This is a genomic window from Micromonospora sagamiensis (assembly GCF_014680085.1).
Taxonomy (GTDB): Bacteria; Actinomycetota; Actinomycetes; order Mycobacteriales; family Micromonosporaceae; genus Micromonospora; species Micromonospora inyonensis.
In genome coordinates this window covers 1,303,916-1,319,302 of the sequence record NZ_AP023438.1, presented here as the reverse complement: position 1 = coordinate 1,319,302, position 15,387 = coordinate 1,303,916, and the positions used below count along the sequence as shown (strand labels likewise).

Sequence of the window (15,387 nt, the reverse complement as noted above, 5' to 3'; positions counted from 1 at the left end):
GCATGGACCTGCCGCGTCACGCCTGGCGAATGAGCACCAGGTCCGGTTCGAGCGGCAACTGTGTCGAGGTGGCCGCACCGCCGGACCTCGTAAGGGTCCGGGACAGCAAGGACCGCACGGGGTCGGTGCTGTCGTTCGCACCCACCCAGTGGGCCGACTTCATCTCGGGCATCAAAGCCGGTCGGCTCGGCGGCTCGACCCGTGTCAGAGATTGAAGGGCTGGCGGCTGACCGTCTGGGCCTCGTGGCCTTGGCGCGAAACCACCGTCGAGTTGAATCAATCTCCAGCTCTGGCCGCTGAACCATCCCGGATACGGCACGCAGATTCATGCAGTCGGCTGCTGGCGGGGGTGGCGCGGGTGCGCGCTCGTGTTGGTGGGTGGGGTACGGCCGTATGCCCTAGTGTGGTCGGGTGCGTGCTCGACAGGCCGTGACGCGGCGCTCGTCTGCCCGTTCTCCACGGGAGCCCCAAAATCCGGTGCCGCCGGATGAGGTGAAGCTGTTCGAGGCCACCGAGGTGGAGCCGGAATCACAGTGGGAGCGCTGGGCTTTCTACCGGTCCTGTCTCGCGGGCCAGGATGCCTCGGCGGTGGCGTTCGCGCAGTGCCGGTTCCGGGGCGCAGACCTGTCCGGGTGCCGGTTGGACCAACTGGCTGTCACCGACTGCTTGGTGACCGACTCGAACTGGGCCAACCTGCGCGCCGACGGCGCCAGCATGACCCGGGTACGGCTTGCCCAGTCCCGGTTGACCGGGATGACGTGGGCAGACGGGCTCCTGCGCGACGTCACGGCGACCGGCTGCCGCGCGGACCTGTCGTCCTGGCGGATGACGACCTTCGACGCGGTGCACTTCGTGGACTGCAACCTCACCGGCGCTGACTTCACCAACGCCGACCTACGGGGCGCGGTATTCCGTGACTGCGACCTCACCGGCGCGGTATTCCATCACGCCACCATGGCCGGAGCCCGGTTCCGTGGCTGCACCCTGGCCGGGGTCGGCGACATCACCAGCTGGAAAGGAGCCGTGCTGCACCACACCGACCTGCTCAGCCTCTCATACAGCCTCGCCTACGCCGCCGGAATCCACGTCGACGACCAGGGCTGACACATCGGAGCTTGGCGGGACGCCCCTGCCGCCGGCTGCCCTACAGCCCGCCGACGAGTCGGGGTACTGGTGGGCACGACCGTGCCGGCCTCAGCCCTCGGCGAGGCGGGCCTCGATGTGGGCGACCTTGCTGGTCAGCGCGTCGGTCACGCCCGGCCGGACGTCGGCCTTCAACACGACGCTCACCCGGGGCGCCTGCGCGGCGACCACGTCGACCGCCCGCTTGACCACGGCCATCACCTCGTCCCACTCGCCCTCGACGGTGGTGAACATGGCATCGGTACGGTTCGGCAGGCCGGACTCCCGGACCACCCGGACCGCCTCGGCGACCAGGTCACCGACGGACTCCCCGACGCCGAGCGGAGTAATCGAGAACGCGATCAGCATGTCGCCGATCGTCTCCGGTAATTCGGGTGCGCGCCAGAGAAGCGTGGGATAGCGTCCAGGACATGCGCTACTGACGCCCTTGTGCCGAGCCGGGTCCACCGCCGTTGCCGTGGACCGTGCCGCCGGGCGTGCGCGTTCCCCGTTCGTCGCTGCCGCGACGTGTGGTCGGCCGTCCCGGTGCACTCCCGTTCCCCGCTCGCCGACCGTACCGGCCGCTGTCGGACGGTCCCTCGCCGAAGGAGGCACCGTATGCCTGCCAAACGCAAGCCGAAGAAGTCCCGTCCGTCCGCGCCGAAGCCGTCCCTGCGGGACGTGACCCCGCCGGATCTGGAGACGATCGAGGTGGCTCCGGTGAGCCTGCCGGCCGGGTCCACCCCGCCGCAGGCTCCGAAGTCCGGGCCGCCCCAGCGGGGCGCGGCCTTCGTCGCCAATCGCGGCCGACCTGCCGCGCAGGGCCGCCAGTACGCCTTCCGCCGCAGCTGATCGGTCCCGGGATGGTCGGGGCGGTCAGCGCCCCGGCCGTCCCGATAGCTTGCCGGCGTGGAGATCGTGACCGGACGCTGCCGGGGTCAGCCGATCAGGGGTCGGAACGTGCCGAGCGCCACGCTGACCGCCAGCGCCCCGCCGGCCAGCACGGCCGCCCCCACCACCAGCAGCCCGTCCGCGACGGTGAACCGTTGCCGGCGGGCGACCGTACGCGGGGTGCCGGCGTCGAAGCCGCGCGCGTCCATCGCCACCGCCAGTCGGGTGCCCCGCCGGATCGCGCCGACCAGCAGCCCGAATGCGGTGGAGGCGAAGAGCCGGAGCTTCGCCAGCGGGTTACGCCCGGCGTCCACGCCCCGGGCCCGCCGTGCCAGGCTGATCATCTGCCACTCCTGGCCGAGCATCGGCACCAGCCGGAACGCGGCCAGCGCGCCGATGGCGAACCGGGGTGGGGCCTTGGCGTTCTGGATCAGCGCGTCGGCCAGGTCGGTCGGGTCGGTGGTGGCGAAGACGATCACGCCGGGCAACGCCACCGCGAACGTCCGCAGCACCAGCCCGAGCGCGGTGACCAGCACTCCCGAGGTCACCAGCACGGGGCCCGCCTCGACGAGCACCCGGCCCTCCCGCTCGGCGGCGAAGAGCACCAGGGTGACCACGATGCCGACCGCGCCGAGCAGCAGCGGCCAGGCCCGCCGGGCGAGCACCCCGTACCGCACCCCGAACAGCGGCAGGACGGCCAGCTCGATGGCGATGGCGATGGCCGGGGCGACCGGGTCGAGGGTGGCGACCAGGGTGAACGAGAAGAGCAGCGCCGCCGCGAGTTTCGCCACCGGGTTCCGGCGGGCCAGCGGCGCGGTCGGGTCGGCGACCGGTTCCAGGCTGATCACGGCTGCTCCTCCCCGTCCCGGGGTGCCCGGTCCAGGGTGAACCGACGGTCGGCGAGGGCGTCGACGAAGTCCGCGTCGTGGGTGACCGTCACGACGCCGTGCCCGGCGTCGCGCAGCCCGGCGAACAGGTCGACCAGCTCCGACCAGGTGCGCCGGTCCTGCCCGAAGGTGGGCTCGTCGCAGACGAGCAGGCGGGGCGCGGTGGCCAGGGCGGTCGCCACGCTCAGCCGCCGTGCCTCCCCACCGGAGAGGGTGTACGGGTTCGCCCCGGCCAGCCGCTCCAGCCGTAACCGGTCCAGCAGTTCGTCCACGGTGGCGCGGACGGCCGCCTCCGACCGGCCGGTGCGGCGCGGCCCGAGCGCCAGCTCGTCGAAGACCGTACCGGTGACGAACTGGTGTTCCGGGTCCTGGAAGACCGAGCCGATCCGCCGGGCCAGGGCGGGTGCCCGCCAGCGGTGCGGGGGAGTGCGCCGGTCGGCGTCGGCCAGTTCCGCGCTGGCGGTCAACCGGCCGGTCCCCGGTCGGAGCAGCCCGCCGAGGAGCAGCGCGAGGGTGGACTTGCCCGCCCCGTTCGGGCCGAGGACGGCGAGCGCCTCGCCCGCGCGGACCGCCAGGTCGGTGGGGGCGAGCCGGGGCGGCAGGCCGAGCCGGTCGGCGGTGAGCAGCACCTCCCCGGCGGGCGCGACCGCCCGGCGGGGCGGCACCGGGTGGCCCGGCACCCAGACCCCGTCGGCGGCGAGCGCGGCACCGTGCTCGGCGAAGACCCGCTCGGGTGGCCCGTCGGCCCGCACACCGCCCCCGGCGGCGAGGACGAGCACCCGGTCGACCAGGGGCAGCGCCTCGGCGACCCGGTGCTCGACCAGGACCAGCGTGGTGTCGGCGTCCACCGCGTCGGCGACCGCCCGCCGGACCAGGGCCGCCCCGGCCGGGTCGAGGTTGGCGGTCGGCTCGTCGAGCAGCAGCAGTCCGGGCCGCAGCGCGAGCGCGCCGGCCAGGGCGAGGCGTTGCTGTTCCCCGCCGGAGAGCGCGGCGGTCGGCCGGTCCCGGCGGTACGGGAAGCCGACCCGGGTCAGCGCCTCGTCCACCCGGGGCCAGATCCGTTCCGCCGGCACCCCCCGGTTCTCCAACCCGAACGCCACGTCGTCGCCGCAGCGGGCCATCACCAGCTGACTCTCCGGGTCCTGGAAGACCATGCCCACCCGGTCGCGCGCCTCCTGCGGCGGGAGACCGTCGATCTCGATGTCACCGGCCCGCTCGCCGGAATCCTCCGGCAGCAGTCCGGCCAGCGCGGCCAGCAGGGTGCTCTTGCCCGCGCCCGACGCGCCGAGCAGCAGCACCCGCTCGCCGGCCCCGATGCGCAGGTCGACGTCCCGGACGGCCCAGGCCCTCCGGCCCGCGTGCCGCCACCCGAACCCCCGCAGCCGTACGGAGACGCCACCCACCGGGTCAGATGAGGGTGCGGTCGCGGGCGGCGGGGAGGTGGGCCAGGGCACCGGTGCGGGCCAGGGCGGTGGTCAGGGCATGCCCGCCGACACCGGCCACGACCGCGGCGCTGACCACGGTGAGCAGCGCGTACGGGATGCGGTAGCTGGTCAGGTCGTACTTGGCGTTCCAGACGAAGAAGTCGAACAGCGCCGCGCTGACGCCGGTCAGTGCCCCGGCGAGCAGTGCGGTCGGCAGCCGGAACGAGCGGTACCGGAACGCGGCGAAGGCCAGCTCCGCGCCGAGACCCTGGACGATGCCCTGCGGGATGACCGTGCCGGCCCACTGGCTGCCCAACAGCGCGGAGAGCACCGCCGCGACGGTCTCGCAGTACAGGGCCGCGCCGGGCTTGCGGATCACCAGGCCACCCACCACGGCCGGCATCAGCCAGACCCCGTAGATGAGGGTCTGCGCCGGGGGGAAGAAGGCGAACGCGCCGGATGTGGCGCTCCACACCAGGCCCCAGGCCCAGAAGATGACGCCGAAGGCGACCGCGATCACCGAGGCGACCACGATGTCGATGGTGCGCCAGCGGGGGTTGTCGAACTTGTTCATGGGTACGTGCTCCCAGTCCGTGTGCGAACCAGGCAAGACGCACGCCGTACGCCCGGTGGCACCGGACGACGACGCGGCTGGAGACTGACCGAACTCCCTGCGCTGGCATTACCCAGATCAGGTTCGAGGGTCTGCGGGCCGTGGCCCGCACTCTCAGCGCTGTGCGCTCCCCTGTCGGATGTGAAGTTGTCTGCGCAGACGCTAGCACCGAGACGGGCCGGAACCCAGGGGCGCGTTGCGTGGAGAGAGTCGGCCACGTCACTGTCCGGGTTAGGGTGAGCTGCTCCCCGTACCCGTCGACCCGGAGACCACCGTGACCGCTGCCGGCCAGGCCACCCCGCGCCCCGGTCGACCCGAGCCCGCCGGTCCGCCCGACGACGCTGTCCGGTCCGACCCGGCGACGTCACCGCTGGGCGTCGTCGCGCCCGGCGTACCCGAGGAGCAGCCGGCACCCGGCGGGCCGGAGCGGGACGCCCCGGGCGGCGGGCCCGGCCGGTGGCTCGGCGAGCGGGTCGGCTCGGTGGAGGTCCTGGCCGGGGTCCTGGTCCTGCTGGTGGTCTTCCGGGAACCGATCGGCACCGCGATCTCCGCGCCCCGCCTCCAGACCTGGACCACCGTCTTCGTCTCGGTCATGGTGCAGGCGATGCCCTTCCTGGTGTTCGGGGTGCTGCTCTCGGCGGTGATCGCGGTCTTCGTGCCGCGCTCGTTCTGGGCGCGGGCGCTGCCCCGGCACCCCGCGCTCGCCGTGCCGGTGGCCAGTGCCGCCGGAGTGGTCCTGCCCGGGTGCGAGTGCGGGTCGGTGCCGATCGCCGGGTCGCTGATCCGCCGGGGCGTCACCCCGGCCGCAGCGCTGGCCTTCCTGCTCGCCGCCCCGGCGATCAACCCGATCGTGCTCACCGCCACCGCGGTCGCCTTCCCCGACAACCCGGAGATGGTCCTCGGTCGGGGCCTGGCCAGCCTGGTCGTCGCCATGATCATGGGCTGGCTCTGGCTGCGGCTGGGCCGGGCCGACTGGATCCGGCTGCCGCACCGACCGGACCTGGACGGCCTGGGCCGGGGCGCGGCGTTCTGGTCGGCGGTACGCCACGACGTGGTCCACGCCGGTGGGTTCCTGGTGCTCGGCGCGATGGCCGCCGCCAGCATCAACGTGCTGGTGCCGGAGCGCTGGTTGCAGACCCTGGCCGACGACCCGGTGCTCTCGGTGCTGGCCCTGGCGGTGCTGGCCGTCCTGCTCTCCATCTGCTCGGAGGCGGACGCGTTCGTCGCCGCGTCGCTGTCCCAGTTCTCGTTGACCTCCCGGCTGGTCTTCCTGGTGGTCGGGCCGATGGTGGACCTGAAACTCGTCTCGATGCAGGTCGGGGCGTTCGGCCGGCGGTTCGCGTCCCGGTTCGCCCCGACCACCTTCGTGGTGGCCGTGCTGGTGGCCGTCGGAGTCGGAACGGTGGTGAGCTGAGTGAACCGGCAGGCCCAGGCGGTCGTCCTGCTGCTGCTCGGGGGTGCGGTGCTGCGGGCCAGCCTCACCGACCTGCACCTGCGCTACGTCAAGGCGGGGCTGCAACCCTTCCTGGTCGCCGCCGGGCTGCTGCTGGTGGCCGCCGCCGCGATGACCCTCTGGTACGAGCTGCGCCCCGCCGCGCCCGACGACCCGGACGAGCACGACGATCACGACCACGGCCACCACGGCCCGCGAGTCGGGTGGCTGCTCCTCCTGCCGGTGCTCGGCCTGCTGCTGGTCGCCCCGCCGGCCCTCGGCTCGTACGCCGTCGGACAGGCCGGAACGGTGCTGCCGGACCGGGTGACGTCCGACTATCCGCCGCTGCCCGAGGGGGACCCGGCGCGGATCACCGTACTGGACTACGCCTCCCGGGCGTTGTTCGAGCGGGGACGGTCCATCGGGGACCGTCGGGTCCAGCTCACCGGCTTCGTCGTCACCGGCCCGGACGGGCAACCGATCCTGGCCCGCATGATCCTGTCCTGCTGCGCCGCCGACGGCCGCCCGGTGAAGCTCGGCCTCACCGGCGACCCGCCCACCGGCCTGGCCGACGACACCTGGGTGGAGGTGACCGGCCGCTACACCGACAAGGTCGGCCGGGACCCGGTCAACGACGCCGAGGTGCCGTACCTGGAGGTCGAGTCGTGGCGTCAGGTGCCCGCCCCGAAGCAGCAGTACGAGTAGGGCCGCCGGCCTTCCCGTGCCCGCTCCGACGCGCCGCGTCACGGTAGGCTCCGGGGATGAAGATCGATGCGCGGGGGCTGACGTTCGACGTGCACGCCGACGGCCCGGCCGACGGTGATCCGGTGCTGTTGCTGCACGGGTTTCCCCAGCACAGCGGCGAGTGGGTGGACCTGCTGCCGGCCCTGCACGCCGCCGGGCTGCGGACGTACGCGCTGGACCAGCGGGGCTACTCGCCCGGTGCCCGGCCCACGGCGGTCGAGGCGTACCGGCTGGCCGAGTGCGTGGCCGACGCGGTCGCCGTCCTCGACGCGCTCGACGTGCCCACCGCGCACGTGGTCGGCCACGACTGGGGGTCGATCGTGGCGTGGGCGCTGGCCGCCGGGCACCCGGACCGGGTGCGCACCCTCACCGCCGTCTCCGTGCCGCACCCGGCCGCGATGGCCCGGACCATCGCCCGGGACCGGAAGCAGAAGGCCCGGTCGGCGTACATGGGGCTGTTCCGCAAGGAGGGCAAGGCCGAGAAGGTGCTGCTCGCCTGGCACGGTGCCGCCCTGCGCAAGCTGCTCGGCGGGGTGGGGAACCGGGAGCGGATCGAGACGTACGTGCGGCCGATGCGGGAGCCGGGCGCGCTCACCGGGGCACTGAACTGGTACCGGGCGATGTCCGGTCGGGAGTTGGTGGGCACCGGACCGGTGTCGGTGCCGACCACCTACGTCTGGAGCGACCGGGACACCGCGGTCGGCCGGACCGCCGCCGAGGCGTGCGCGGCGTACGTCACCGGGACGTACCGGTTCGTCGAACTCACCGGGGTGAGCCACTGGATCCCGGACGAGGCGCCGGGCGCGCTGGCCGAGGCCGTTCTGGCGCAGGTGGAGGCGGTAGGGTGACCGGCCCGGTGGACGCCTCCGGGCCGGACGCGACGACCCCGCCGGTCAGTGCCGAGGCCTACCTGGCCGTCGTCACCTCGACGATCGCCCGGGTGGCCGCCGGCCAGCGTGCGGCGGTGGCCCGCGCGGCCGACCTGGTCACGGACGCGCTCCGGGCCGGCGGGGTGGTGCAGGCGTTCGGCACCGGGCACTCCGAGGCGCTGGCGATGGAGATCGCCGGACGGGCCGGCGGCCTGGTCCCGACCAACCGGATCGCCCTGCGCGACCTGGTGCTGCACGGCGGCGCGCCGGTCGACGTCCTCGACCCCACCCTGGAGCGCGACCCGGCGGTCGCGCACCGGCTCTGGGAGTTGACCCCGGTACGCCCGTCGGACGTGTTCGTGATCGCCTCGAACTCCGGCATCAACGGCGCGGTGGTCGAGTTCGCCTCGCTGGTCAAGCGGCACGGGCACGGGTTGGTGGCGATCGTCTCGGCGGAGCACTCGGCCCGCGTGCCGTCCCGCCACCCGAGCGGGCGTCGGCTCGCCGACTTCGCCGACGTGCTGCTGGACAACGGCGCCCCGTACGGCGACGCGACCCTGCCGCTGCCCGGCGGGGGCGCGGTCGGCGCGGTCTCCTCGATCACCGCCGCCCTGCTGGCGCAGCAGATCGTGGCGGAGGTGGCGGCCCGGCTGCTGGCGGCGGGGGAGTCGCCCCCGGTCTACCTGTCGGCCAACGTGCCGCACGGCGACGCGCACAACTCCGAACTGGAGGCCCGGTACGCCGGCCGCCTGCGGCGCGGCACCTGACCCGGTGCGGCATCCGGGCCCCGGTGTCCGTATCGCGGGCGCTGTCCCGCGGTGTCCCGGTCCTGCCGTCGGGTCCGGAAGTGGACTGGTGAATGCGTTTCGCGGCGCGCGGCACGGGGCATTCGCTGTGCTGCCGGCGGCGCGGGACGTACCGCCGGTTCTCAGTCCCCGGTGCGGAGGTGGCGGTTTGTCCAAGGAGACCGAACGGCAGCGTTGGCAGCGCAACTTCGCCGACCTGTTGCAGGAGCTGCGGGTCGCCCAGACCGGCGTGCAGATCCTCTTCGCCTTCCTGCTCACCCTTCCCTTCAGCGCCGGCTTCACCCGGACGACCGGCTTCCAGAAGGACGTCTACGTCGTCGCGCTCCTCTCCGCCGCCGCCGCCACCGCGATGATCATCTCGCCGGTGGCGTTCCACCGGGCGCTGTTCCGCCAGGGCCGTAAACCGGAGCTGGTCCGCTTCGCCCACCGGATGGCCAGCGGCGGCCTCGCCTTCATGCTGGTCTCGATGGTCAGCGCGGTGCTGCTGATCACCGACTTCATCCTGAACCGGAGCGTCGCCTTCGTCCTGAGCGCGGTCACCGGCCTGTGGTTCCTGACCTTCTGGGCGATCCTGCCGTTCGCGCGGCGCAACTGGGGTGAGGACGACCTCGACGACGAGGACGACGATCCGCCCTCGGGCCAGGGCGACTGAGGACCGGGGCACGGCGGGGGCCCGGTCAGCGGTTGACCGCCCAGACCAGCACGGCCACCAGGATGACCGCGTTGAGCACGCCGAGCACCACGTACGCCGTGGAGGGCATCTTCTGCCCGCGCCGGGCGAGACTCATCAGGTAGCCGGCGTAGCCGAACAGCAGCAGGGCCATGACGATCAGGAAGTAGAGCACCGGTCGACCTTAACGGTCAGCCCGCAGGCCGAGTTCACGCAGTTCCAGGGCGGCCAGCGCGTCGACGGTGGCCGGGTCGCCTCGCCGCCACGCCTCGGCCACGTCCGGCGCGATCCGGGTGAGCCGGCCCAGGGGCTGCCCGGCCAGTGCCCGCAGGGCGAGCAGGTCCCGGCCGGCGGGTACGGACCGCAGGGCCGCCGCCGCGCCGGCCCGGCGCATCCAGCGCAGCCGCAGCGGCAGCCAACCGAACAGGACCAGGCCGAGCGGGAACACCAGCACCGCCACGGCCAGGGCCAGGGCCAGCTGGTCGACCAGTTCCTGCTGGTCGCGGCCAGCCTCGGCGACCGCCCGGGCGGCCTCGGCGGCCCGCTCGAACGGCGTGGTCAACTCGTCGCCGACCAGCGGAACCCGGCCGATCTTGCCGCCGGCGTCGGCCAGGTTGTCGGCCAGGCCGCCGCCGGCGGACTCCAGCTTCCTTCCGGGTACGGCGAGCCGCTGCACCAGGTCGTGCAGCCACATCGCGCCCCGGATCGCGGCGTACACCCAGGCCACGACGAGCAGATCGGTGACGAGTTGACGGACGGCGGTGGGAAAACGATCGGCGTAGATCCTCACGCCGCACAGCGTGCCACGCGGCGCCCGCCACCGCCGACCGGGCAGCCTGGCGCGGCGCCGTCCGCCGCAGGACCGCGGCGGCGGACGGACCCCTCGGCGGTCAGCCGGCGGCGCAGGACTGCGACGGCGGACGCGTTTCCACGGTCAGCCGGCGGCGCAGGACGGGCAGGTGCCGAAGATCTCCAGCGTGTGGCTGACGTCGGAGTAGCCGTGCTGGGCGGCCACCCGCTCGGCCCAGGTCTCCACGGCCGGGCCGGCGACCTCCACCGTGCGCCCGCAGGAGCGGCAGACCAGGTGGTGGTGGTGTCCCTCGCTGCACCGCCGGTAGAGGTGCTCACCGCCCGGCGGGCGCATCACGTCGATCTCGCCCGCGTCGGCCAGCCCCTGCAACGTCCGGTAGACGGTGGTGAGGCCGACCCGCTCGCCCCGCTCACGGAGCATCGCGTGCAGGTCCTGCGCGCTGTGGAAGCCCTCCACCTCGGCGAGCAGCGCGCTGACCGCCGTACGCTGCCGGGTGTTGCGCACGGCCGTACCGCTCTCGCTCACGCCACCGCCTCCCTCACACCGACCCCGACGGTCCGCTCGCTCTGGTCGCTCATGTCCCCTCCCCGGCGTGGCTGACCGCGTCCGCCACGATGTGCGCGACGTGCTCGTCGACCAGGGTGTAGGCGATCTCCCGGCCGCGCCGGGAACCCCGCACCACACCGGCCCCTCGCAGCACCCGGAGGTGCTGGGAGACCAGGGGTTGCGTGGCGCCGAGTTTCTCCACCAGCTCGTGGACGCAGCGTTCACCCTGGGCGAGCTCGCTGACGATGGCCAGCCGGATCGGCGCGGAGAGGGCGCGCAGCAGGTCTCCCGCGCCCTCGTACGCGTCGTAGCCGTTGGTGCTGGTCACCCTGCAACGGTAACCAATGCCGGCACACCTCGGGCGATCAGGATCAGCGCAGCACCACCTCGTGCGGCTCCGTCGGGGCGGGCGCGGCCGGGGTACGCCGTCGGAGCACGCTCCGCCAGACCGCCGCGCCGACCGCGACGACGAGGAAGGAGGCTATCGCGAGCACCACCACGGACGCGCCCGGGGCGGTGTCGGCGACCGCCGCCACCCAGACCCCGCTGCCGGCGGCCAGCAGGCCGACCGCCATCGCCATCGCCATCGTGCTGCGGAAACCCCGGGTGACCTGCTGCGCGGTGGCCACCGGGACGACCATCAGCGCGCTGATCAGCAGGACGCCCACCGCCCGCATGGCGATCGTGACGGTCACCGCCGTGGTCACCGCCAGCAGCAGGTTGAGCGTACGGACCGGAAGGCCGGAGACCCGGGCGTACTCCTCGTCGTGGCAGACCGCGAAGAGGGCGGGGCGCAACGCGACCATGGTGACCAGCACCGCCACCCCGAGCACCGCGATGGTGACCAGGTCGGTGCGGGAGGTGGTGGTCAGCGCGCCGAACAGGTAAGCGTTGAGGTTGGCGTTGCTCGCGTCGGAGAGCCCGACCAGCATCACGCCGCCGGCGATGCCGCCGTAGAAGAGCAGCGCCAGGGCCAGGTCGCCGGAGGTGCGGCCGCGTTCCCGGACCAGCTCGATGACGACCGCGCCGAGGGCGGCGGCGACCACCGCCATGAGCACGGGCGACTGGTTGAACAGCAGGCCGGCCCCGACCCCGGTCAGTGCCACGTGGCCGATCCCGTCGCCGATCAGCGCCAGCCGCCGCTGCACCAGGTAGATGCCGAGCGACGGGGCGGCGAGACCGATGATCAGCGCGCCGACCAGGGCGCGGAGCATGAAGTCGTACTGGAAGAGGCTCACGGCGTGCTCCACAACCCGGCGGGCTCCTCGGGACCGTGCGGGTGCACGTGGTCGTGGTCGGGATCCGCGTGGTGACCAGCCGGCTCCGGGACCGCGCCGTCGTGCGCGATGCCGCCCTGGTGGACGACCACCGCGCGGCTGATCAGCGGACGCAGCGGACCCAGCTCGTGGGCGACCAGCACCACCGTCCCGCCGCCGTCGACGAACCCCCGCAGCGCCTCGGCGAAGGCCTCCTGGCTGACCGCGTCGACCCCGGCGGTCGGCTCGTCGAGGACCAGCAGTTCCGGTGCTCCGGCCAGCGCCCGCGCGATCAGGGTGCGCTGCTGCTGCCCGCCGGAGAGGGTCGCCACCGGATCACCGGCCCGGTCGGCGAGCCCCACCGCGCGCAGCGCCTCGGCGACCGCCGCCCGGTCGGCCCGCCCGGCCGGCCGCAGGACGCCCCGCCGGGCCAGCCGACCGGAGGCGACCACCTCGGCCACCGTCGCCGGTACGCCACTGCCGGCCCCGAGCCGCTGCGGGACGTACCCGATGCGGTGCCACTGCCGGAAGCGGCGCAGCGGGGTGCCGAAGAGGGTGACCTGCCCGGCGCTGAGCGGTACCAGGCCGAGGACCGCGCGGATCAGGGTGGACTTGCCGGAGCCGTTGGCCCCGAGCACGGCGACGACCTCACCGGCGGAGACCGCCAGCGAGACGTCACGGAGCACGGGGCGGCCGTCGTAGCCGACCACCCCGTGCTCCACGTTCACGACGGGTTCGCTCACGAGCAGCCCAACGCCGTCCGCAGGTTCTCCAGGTTGCTGCGCATCACCGAAAAATAGTCCCCACCGGTGTTGTCGGCGGAGAGACCCTCGATCGGGTCCAGTACCGCGGTCTTCGCCCCGACCTCCTTGGCGATGGTCTCGGCGACCTTCGGGCTGACCAGCTCCTCGAAGAAGATGGTGGTGGCCTTGTGCTCGCGGGCCTCCTCGGTGACCTCCGCGAGGCGCTGCGGGGACGGCTCGTTCTCCGGGCTCAGGCCGGAGATGCCGATCTGCTCCAGCTGGTAGCGCTCGGTGAGGTAGCCGAAGGCGGTGTGGCTGACCACGATCTCCCGCCGCTGGCAGGTCTTCAGGCCCTGGGTGAACTCGGCGTCCAGCTTCTCCAACTCGGTGCGGAGGGTCTTCGCCCGGGTGGTGTAGTCGGCGGCGTGGTCCGGGTCGGCCTTGCCGAGCCGCTCGGCGAGCTTGTCGGCGATGGTGGCCAGCCGGGTCGGGTCGAGCCAGACGTGTGGGTCCTTGGCGCCGTCCTTCTCCCCGGCGGGCTTCTCCTTCTCCTCCTCGTGGCCCTCCTCGCCCTCGTGACCGTGGTCGTGCCCGTCGGTCGCGGCGTCCAGGAGCGGCTGCACGGTGGTCACGTCGAACGTCCGGTCCCCGCCGTTCTGCTCGACCGCCTCGTCCACGGCCGGCTGGAAGCCCTTGAGGTAGACGACCAGCTCAGCCTCGCTGACCTGACCGACCTGCCCCGGGTTCAGCTCCAGGTCGTGCGGCTCCGCGCCGGGCTTCGCCAGGTTCACCACTGTCACCGCGTCCCCGCCGACGCGCTCGCTGACGAACTGAAGGGGGTAGAACGCGGCCACCACGTCGACCCGCTGCGGGTCGGCGCCGGCCACCTCGTCGGAGGAGCAGGCCGTGACGGCACCGAGAGCGAGCAGGGCGGAGGAGGCGGCGGCCAGGACACGCGACGTGGGACGGCTGTTCATGTTCCCCACCTTCCGCTGCAACGACAATGATTGTCAAAAACGCATGCTTGCATGTGAGCCCCCGCAACCGGCCCCGGACCGGGTGCGCCGTGGAAGGCGGGTGCGGTGGAAGGAGGGGTGCGGTGGAAGGAGGGGTCCCCTGTTACCGCTTTTTGATGAGGAAGGGCCCCCTGCAACCACCTGGGGCGGGCGCGGTGGGGCGCGCGGAGAGGAGCGCGGTGGGTGCGGGTGCGGTGCCGGGTGCGGTTGCGGTGCGGCGGGGTGCGGGTGGGTCAGAGCAGCTTGGCGAGCGCGACGCCGACCAGCAGGGTGAGCATCAGCAGCCGGATCAGCCGGGTCGTCGGGGTCTGCACCGGCCAGGTCAGCCGCAGCAGGGCCACCAGCGCGGCGGCCAGCAGCAGGAGCAGCAACCCGCCGACGATACCCGGCGTGAGCAGGCCCACCAGCACCAGCGCGAGCGCGGCCAGGAACACCCCGGTCGGATTCACCCGGGACAGGCGGGCCAGCAGAGGGCTCTGCGTACGCTGCATCCCACAGACTCTACGAGGAGGACGCCCGGTGCTCGTCACCAACCGGTTCGTGGTCGACGAAGACGTCGCCCCCGCCTTCACCGAGCGGGCGCACGCCGCCCTCGCCGCGCTCGCCGCCCGCCCCGGCTACCTGCGTGGGGAACTGCTGCGCGCCCTCGACGACCCCCGCTACTGGTGCCTGGTCACCGAATGGGAGTCGGTGGGGGCGTACCGGCGGGCCCTGGGCGGGTTCGACGTCAAGGTCCACGCCACCCCGTTGCTGGCCGAGTCCGTCGACGAGCCCTCGGCGTACGAGACGCTGGCCAGTGCCGGGCCGGACGGCGCGGTGACGATCTCCACGAGCGATCGGGCCGCTGGTCCGTACCGCTGACACCCGGGCACTACCCTCTCCGGTATGACCGCACCCGGACCGGCCACCCCGTCGCCGTACCCCGTGCTCCCCGACGGGCCGGAGGGGAACGGCGTACCCGCACCACCGGCCGGCCCCGGGGTCGCCCCGCCGTTCGCCGCGCCGCCCACCGAGGGGCGCAGCGTCCGGATGTGGCTCGGCCTCGGTGCCGGGGGCCTCGCCCTGCTGCTCTGCTGCGGCGGCGGGACGGCGACCCTGGTCGGGTTGGCGGTGGCCGGCACCCAGGCGCTGGACGAGCAGGGCCGCGCGGTCACCGGCGACTACTACCGGGCGCTCGTCGACGACCGGTACGCCGAGGCGTACGACCTGCTCTGCCGTGACCTCAAGGAGCGGGAGTCCCGGGCGGAGTTCGAGCGGCGGGTGACCGCCGAGCCGGCCATCACCTCCTACCGGGTCGGTGGCGTCGACCTGAACGACTTCACCGTCCCGGTCGACGTGGTCCTCGACGGGGGTGGCCGGGAGACCCAGCGGGTGACCCTGGTGCAGAGCAGCACCACCGGTCAGTTCGAGGTCTGCGGGGTCAGCTGACCGGGCCGGGCGGGCGGACGCGACCGGCCCATCGCGTCGTACGCCGTGCCCAGACGTACGCCGTGACCAGCGGTCCCGGCACCGGCCCACCGCGACATACCCCATGACCAGCGGCGCCGGGGCCGGCCC

Annotated in this window: 22 protein-coding genes and 1 riboswitch; of the genes, 10 read left to right on the top strand and 12 right to left on the bottom strand. The window is 73.6% G+C overall.

From position 1 onward, the window contains the following. The first annotated feature begins 2 nt into the window (after positions 1 to 2). Together IGA62_RS05415 and IGA62_RS05410 are read left to right on the top strand one after the other, a co-directional pair. Entirely contained in the window at positions 3 to 215 is a 213-nt protein-coding gene (locus IGA62_RS05415) for a DUF397 domain-containing protein (protein WP_145815976.1), read from the top strand. A gap of 196 nt (positions 216 to 411) precedes the next feature. After that, positions 412 to 1,104 (top strand): pentapeptide repeat-containing protein, encoded by a 693-nt coding sequence (locus IGA62_RS05410; RefSeq protein WP_145815977.1) that lies wholly within the window; start codon positions 412 to 414, stop codon positions 1,102 to 1,104. A gap of 90 nt (positions 1,105 to 1,194) precedes the next feature. Here IGA62_RS05410 and IGA62_RS05405 read toward each other — a convergent pair whose 3' ends face one another. Next, positions 1,195 to 1,491 (bottom strand): MTH1187 family thiamine-binding protein, encoded by a 297-nt coding sequence (locus IGA62_RS05405; RefSeq protein ID WP_091459502.1) that lies wholly within the window; start codon positions 1,489 to 1,491, stop codon positions 1,195 to 1,197. Between the two features lie 249 nt (positions 1,492 to 1,740). On the opposite strand from IGA62_RS05405, the gene IGA62_RS05400 reads away from it, so the two are divergent. Further along, a complete protein-coding gene (locus IGA62_RS05400; RefSeq protein ID WP_145815978.1) occupies positions 1,741 to 1,974 on the top strand; it encodes a hypothetical protein in 234 nt (77 codons plus the stop codon). Positions 1,975 to 2,060: 86 nt separating this feature from the next. Here the strand turns inward: IGA62_RS05400 and IGA62_RS05395 are convergent, their stop codons facing one another. Genes IGA62_RS05395 through IGA62_RS05385 form a run of 3 tightly spaced genes read right to left on the bottom strand, consistent with a single transcriptional unit; the run spans position 2,061 to position 4,898 of the window. Then, complete coding sequence (locus tag IGA62_RS05395) at positions 2,061 to 2,861, bottom strand: energy-coupling factor transporter transmembrane component T family protein (RefSeq protein WP_145815979.1); 801 nt, start codon at positions 2,859 to 2,861, stop codon at positions 2,061 to 2,063. Then, the gene (locus IGA62_RS05390) at positions 2,858 to 4,303 is read right to left on the bottom strand and encodes an ABC transporter ATP-binding protein (RefSeq protein WP_145815980.1); all 1,446 of its coding nucleotides are present in this window, start codon (positions 4,301 to 4,303) and stop codon (positions 2,858 to 2,860) included. The genes IGA62_RS05395 and IGA62_RS05390 overlap by 4 nt, the downstream gene beginning before the upstream one ends. Positions 4,304 to 4,307: 4 nt before the next feature. Beyond that, positions 4,308 to 4,898 carry an ECF transporter S component gene (locus IGA62_RS05385; RefSeq protein WP_145815981.1) on the bottom strand — a complete coding sequence of 197 codons (591 nt, stop codon included), beginning with the start codon at positions 4,896 to 4,898 and terminating at the stop codon, positions 4,308 to 4,310. Positions 4,899 to 4,975: 77 nt separating this feature from the next. After that, a riboswitch (TPP riboswitch) is annotated at positions 4,976 to 5,081 on the bottom strand. 337 nt (positions 5,082 to 5,418) lie between these two features. Between IGA62_RS05385 and IGA62_RS05380 the strand changes: the two genes are divergently transcribed. From IGA62_RS05380 to IGA62_RS05360, 5 genes are all read left to right on the top strand, one after another. Further along, a complete protein-coding gene (locus tag IGA62_RS05380) occupies positions 5,419 to 6,351 on the top strand; it encodes a permease (protein WP_232625045.1) in 933 nt (310 codons plus the stop codon). Continuing rightward, positions 6,352 to 7,074 carry a TIGR03943 family putative permease subunit gene (locus IGA62_RS05375; RefSeq protein ID WP_145815982.1) on the top strand — a complete coding sequence of 241 codons (723 nt, stop codon included), beginning with the start codon at positions 6,352 to 6,354 and terminating at the stop codon, positions 7,072 to 7,074. A gap of 56 nt (positions 7,075 to 7,130) precedes the next feature. After that, positions 7,131 to 7,961, top strand: coding sequence for an alpha/beta fold hydrolase (locus tag IGA62_RS05370; protein ID WP_145815983.1), 831 nt, complete (start codon positions 7,131 to 7,133; stop codon positions 7,959 to 7,961). Next, a complete protein-coding gene (locus tag IGA62_RS05365; protein WP_280526143.1) occupies positions 7,958 to 8,749 on the top strand; it encodes an SIS domain-containing protein in 792 nt (263 codons plus the stop codon). The genes IGA62_RS05370 and IGA62_RS05365 overlap by 4 nt, the downstream gene beginning before the upstream one ends. 187 nt (positions 8,750 to 8,936) lie before the next feature. Then, complete coding sequence (locus IGA62_RS05360; RefSeq protein ID WP_145815984.1) at positions 8,937 to 9,440, top strand: DUF6328 family protein; 504 nt, start codon at positions 8,937 to 8,939, stop codon at positions 9,438 to 9,440. A 25-nt stretch (positions 9,441 to 9,465) separates the two neighbouring features. Here the strand turns inward: IGA62_RS05360 and IGA62_RS05355 are convergent, their stop codons facing one another. From IGA62_RS05355 to IGA62_RS05320, 8 genes are all read right to left on the bottom strand, one after another. Beyond that, entirely contained in the window at positions 9,466 to 9,633 is a 168-nt protein-coding gene (locus tag IGA62_RS05355; protein WP_176737968.1) for a hypothetical protein, read from the bottom strand. A 9-nt stretch (positions 9,634 to 9,642) separates the two neighbouring features. Next, positions 9,643 to 10,248: a hypothetical protein gene (locus tag IGA62_RS05350; RefSeq protein WP_145815985.1), complete on the bottom strand. Its 606-nt coding sequence runs from the start codon at positions 10,246 to 10,248 to the stop codon at positions 9,643 to 9,645. Positions 10,249 to 10,392: 144 nt separating this feature from the next. Continuing rightward, complete coding sequence (locus tag IGA62_RS05345) at positions 10,393 to 10,794, bottom strand: Fur family transcriptional regulator (protein ID WP_091459510.1); 402 nt, start codon at positions 10,792 to 10,794, stop codon at positions 10,393 to 10,395. Between the two features lie 49 nt (positions 10,795 to 10,843). Then, positions 10,844 to 11,143 (bottom strand): ArsR/SmtB family transcription factor, encoded by a 300-nt coding sequence (locus IGA62_RS05340; protein WP_091459511.1) that lies wholly within the window; start codon positions 11,141 to 11,143, stop codon positions 10,844 to 10,846. A 43-nt stretch (positions 11,144 to 11,186) separates the two neighbouring features. Then, positions 11,187 to 12,053 carry a metal ABC transporter permease gene (locus tag IGA62_RS05335; RefSeq protein ID WP_145815986.1) on the bottom strand — a complete coding sequence of 289 codons (867 nt, stop codon included), beginning with the start codon at positions 12,051 to 12,053 and terminating at the stop codon, positions 11,187 to 11,189. Beyond that, positions 12,050 to 12,814 (bottom strand): metal ABC transporter ATP-binding protein, encoded by a 765-nt coding sequence (locus tag IGA62_RS05330; protein WP_091459512.1) that lies wholly within the window; start codon positions 12,812 to 12,814, stop codon positions 12,050 to 12,052. Before IGA62_RS05330 ends, IGA62_RS05335 begins: the two co-directional genes overlap by 4 nt. Then, the gene (locus IGA62_RS05325) at positions 12,811 to 13,791 is read right to left on the bottom strand and encodes a metal ABC transporter substrate-binding protein (protein WP_145815987.1); all 981 of its coding nucleotides are present in this window, start codon (positions 13,789 to 13,791) and stop codon (positions 12,811 to 12,813) included. Before IGA62_RS05325 ends, IGA62_RS05330 begins: the two co-directional genes overlap by 4 nt. Before the next feature lie 272 nt (positions 13,792 to 14,063). After that, complete coding sequence (locus IGA62_RS05320; RefSeq protein ID WP_145815988.1) at positions 14,064 to 14,321, bottom strand: DUF6703 family protein; 258 nt, start codon at positions 14,319 to 14,321, stop codon at positions 14,064 to 14,066. 28 nt (positions 14,322 to 14,349) lie between these two features. Here IGA62_RS05320 and IGA62_RS05315 point away from each other — a divergent pair, with 28 nt between their 5' ends. Continuing rightward, positions 14,350 to 14,691, top strand: a complete 342-nt coding sequence (locus IGA62_RS05315; RefSeq protein WP_145815989.1) for an antibiotic biosynthesis monooxygenase family protein — start codon at positions 14,350 to 14,352, stop codon at positions 14,689 to 14,691. Between the two features lie 24 nt (positions 14,692 to 14,715). After that, on the top strand, positions 14,716 to 15,258 hold the full coding sequence (locus tag IGA62_RS05310) for a hypothetical protein (RefSeq protein WP_232624884.1): 543 nt from the start codon (positions 14,716 to 14,718) through the stop codon (positions 15,256 to 15,258). Positions 15,259 to 15,387 lie beyond the last annotated feature (129 nt).

What these genes read in the sequence shown, in the direction of transcription:
- IGA62_RS05415 (WP_145815976.1), top strand. Translation starts at nt 3, where the DNA reads ATGGACCTGCCGCGTCACGCCTGGCGAATGAGCACCAGGTCCGGTTCG.
- IGA62_RS05405 (WP_091459502.1), bottom strand. Translation starts at nt 1,491, where the DNA reads ATGCTGATCGCGTTCTCGATTACTCCGCTCGGCGTCGGGGAGTCCGTC.
- IGA62_RS05400 (WP_145815978.1), top strand. Translation starts at nt 1,741, where the DNA reads ATGCCTGCCAAACGCAAGCCGAAGAAGTCCCGTCCGTCCGCGCCGAAG.
- IGA62_RS05385 (WP_145815981.1), bottom strand. Translation starts at nt 4,898, where the DNA reads ATGAACAAGTTCGACAACCCCCGCTGGCGCACCATCGACATCGTGGTC.
- IGA62_RS05370 (WP_145815983.1), top strand. Translation starts at nt 7,131, where the DNA reads ATGAAGATCGATGCGCGGGGGCTGACGTTCGACGTGCACGCCGACGGC.
- IGA62_RS05325 (WP_145815987.1), bottom strand. Translation starts at nt 13,791, where the DNA reads ATGAACAGCCGTCCCACGTCGCGTGTCCTGGCCGCCGCCTCCTCCGCC.
- IGA62_RS05320 (WP_145815988.1), bottom strand. Translation starts at nt 14,321, where the DNA reads ATGCAGCGTACGCAGAGCCCTCTGCTGGCCCGCCTGTCCCGGGTGAAT.
- IGA62_RS05310 (WP_232624884.1), top strand. Translation starts at nt 14,716, where the DNA reads ATGACCGCACCCGGACCGGCCACCCCGTCGCCGTACCCCGTGCTCCCC.